Source organism: Sulfuricurvum sp. RIFOXYD12_FULL_44_77 (assembly GCF_001830725.1).
Classification (GTDB): domain Bacteria; phylum Campylobacterota; class Campylobacteria; order Campylobacterales; family Sulfurimonadaceae; genus Sulfuricurvum; species Sulfuricurvum kujiense_A.
In genome coordinates this window covers 1-2,829 of sequence record NZ_MIBU01000140.1, presented here as the reverse complement: position 1 = coordinate 2,829, position 2,829 = coordinate 1, and the positions used below count along the sequence as shown (strand labels likewise).

General features: G+C 44.7%; 2 protein-coding genes. Both read left to right on the top strand.

All coding sequences use genetic code 11. From position 1 onward, the window contains the following. Positions 1-841: hydroxymethylbilane synthase (gene hemC, locus A2517_RS05915; RefSeq protein WP_294895088.1), on the top strand; the 841-nt coding region annotated here is incomplete at its 5' end. Between the two features lie 3 nt (positions 842-844). Then, a complete protein-coding gene (locus A2517_RS05910; RefSeq protein WP_294895087.1) occupies positions 845-2,665 on the top strand; it encodes a menaquinone biosynthesis decarboxylase in 1,821 nt (606 codons plus the stop codon). The last annotated feature ends 164 nt before the right edge of the window (positions 2,666-2,829 follow it).

Below are 2,829 nucleotides of genomic sequence, written 5' to 3'. Positions count from 1 at the left end.
GGAACTTAAAATTATTATCACCTCCGGAGATAAAATTTTGGATGTCCCTTTGGCAAAAATCGGGGGGAAAGGGCTGTTTCTTAAAGAGATCGAAGAGTCTATGCTTCGCGGTGAGGCACAGATGGCGGTACATTCACTTAAAGATGTTCCTACCGTAATGCCGGAGGGGTTGTTACTTTCGGCCATTACTCTACGAGAAGACGTCCGTGATGCGATGCTAAGTGAGAAATATCCCGATATCAATTCCCTTCCGCAAGGGGCGGTAGTGGGTACCTCTTCGCTCCGCCGTCGTATGCAGCTTGTAAAACAGCGCCCCGACTTGGTGATTAAAGATTTACGGGGGAATGTTGATACCCGTATCCGTAAACTTAAAGAGGGGGAATTTGATGCGATTATCCTTGCGGCTGCAGGGATTAACCGTTTAGGGTTTTCGGATTTGGTAGAGTATTTTTATCCGATTTCCCTCGATGAGATGCTTCCGGCTATGGGGCAGGGGGCACTTGGTATCGAAACGGTCAATGAGCCATGGGTTTTAGAGATCGCATCCTTCCTTGAAGATGAGAACAGCCGTATCGAGACCACGATTGAACGCGGTTTTGTCGATACGTTGCAGGGGGGGTGTCAGGTTCCTATCGGTGTCAGTGCACGGGTTCAAGAAAACGGAGATGTCATTGTCCGCTCAACGCTTGGTATGCCCGATGGCTCTGAAGTAATGGGAGATGAGATTACTGTCTCTAAAAATCAAACTCAGCGTGTCGGTGAAGCAATGGCGGAGCGTTTGATTGGACAAGGTGCGATGGAATTATTACAGCGTGCCGAAATTATGGCAAATAAAGGTTAATCTGTGACATTAGAAAAAACGATTGATTTGCTCCGAAGTAAAGGGGAATTGCGTCTTATTGAGACCCCTTTGGATATTAAACTCGAAATTCCCCATTTAGCGTATGCTGAAGTGAAAAAACCAGACGGGGGAAAAGCACTCCTTTTTACCCATCCGATAGATAGAAGTACCGGCAAAAAATTTGATACCCCTGTCGTAATGAATCTGTTCGGCTCATACCGCCGTACTGAGCTTCTATTCGGGCGCGAAGTGGAAGGGGTGGCAAGTGAGATCGAAAAACTTCTCCATATGAAGCCCCCTCAAGGACTCAAAGAGAAAATAGGGATGCTCGGGGATCTTTTTTCGATGAAAGATATTTTCCCTAAAAAACTCAAAACGCGCGGAAGCTGCCAAGAGGTCGTCCAACAAGGTGATGATGTTAACCTGTATGATCTTCCGATCCTCACAACGTGGGAAGAAGACGGCGGTCCGTTTATTACAATGGGGCAGGTTTATACCCAAAGTCTCGACGGCGCTTTGGTCAATCTCGGGATGTACCGACTGCAGGTATATGATAAAAACCATCTCGGTATGCATTGGCAGATTCATAAAGACTCGTCTCACTTTTTCGATCAGTATCAACGTGCCGGTAAAAAAATGCCGGTATCGATTGCGATCGGAGGCGATCCTCTTTATACATGGTGTGCAACGGCTCCGTTGCCGTACGGTGTTAATGAGTTACTCCTTTATGGCCTTATTAAAAAAGAGTCTCCGAAATTGGTTGAATCGCTCACGACACCGCTATTTATCCCCGAAGATGTTGACTTTGTCATCGAGGGATGGGTCGATACCGAAAAGCTTCGGATAGAGGGCCCTTTCGGGGATCATACCGGTTACTATACCTTGGAAGAACATTATCCTGAGTTGGAAGTGAGTGCGATTACCCACCGTAAAAATCCGTATTATTTGGCAACGGTTGTGGGTAAACCGCCGTTGGAAGACAAATATATGGGATGGGCGACAGAGCGGGTCTTCTTGCCGCTGCTGAAAACCAATGCGGCCGATTTGATCGATTATCATATGCCGGAAAACGGGGTATTTCACAACCTCATTCTGGCAAAAATGAAACCGCTTTACAAAGGGCATGCAAAGCAGTTTATGCATATCTTTTGGGGTTCAGGTCAAATGAGCTTTGTCAAACATGCCCTTTTCTTCGGAGAAGATGCACCAAAACTTACCAATTATGAAGCGCTCGTGACCTATGCTCTGAACCGATTTATCCCTAAATGCCTCTTTATCTCTGAGGGGATTACCGATGCACTCGATCATTCGAGTCCTGAATCGCTCGTCGGCGGAAAACTCGGTATCGATTTTACCGCATCGTATTCTCCGAGTGCACCTGAGTCTATCGATAGCTCTGTACTGTTAGAAAAAGTACGTCATCTTATCCCTGAAGTCACCGGATTGACTCAGTATATGCGGCATACCGCCAACCCGATTACCGTGATAAGTGTTGATAAAAAACGTTCGGTTAAAACCTCTTTCAGTGCGTTGGATGCGTTAAAAACGTATTTACGGATTGTGATTTTTGTGGATGAATCTAAAAACGATATCCATAATCCGTATATGCTCCTTTGGCGTGTCAGCAATAATATTGATGCTTCACGAGATTTGTATCTATCAGAATCTATTGTTGCTCTTGATGGTACGATGAAAACGGCAGATGATGGATTTGATCGTGAATGGCCGGGTGATGTTGAATGTACCCCCTCTGTTGTGGAACGTCTCAAAGTTCTCAACCTTTGGGATTTAGATCCAAAATTAGAGAAAAAATATCAACTTTGACGCTTTATTTCCCCTTTTTTAGGGAAATAAACTTAAGCAATTTATTAGAATTACTAATGTAATATTAATGTAATAGATATACTATAGAGAGGGAAGACTAATTCTGATGCGCACCTTTTATGCTACAGTAGCGATTACACTTTTAGCCGGTTCAACCCTTCTTA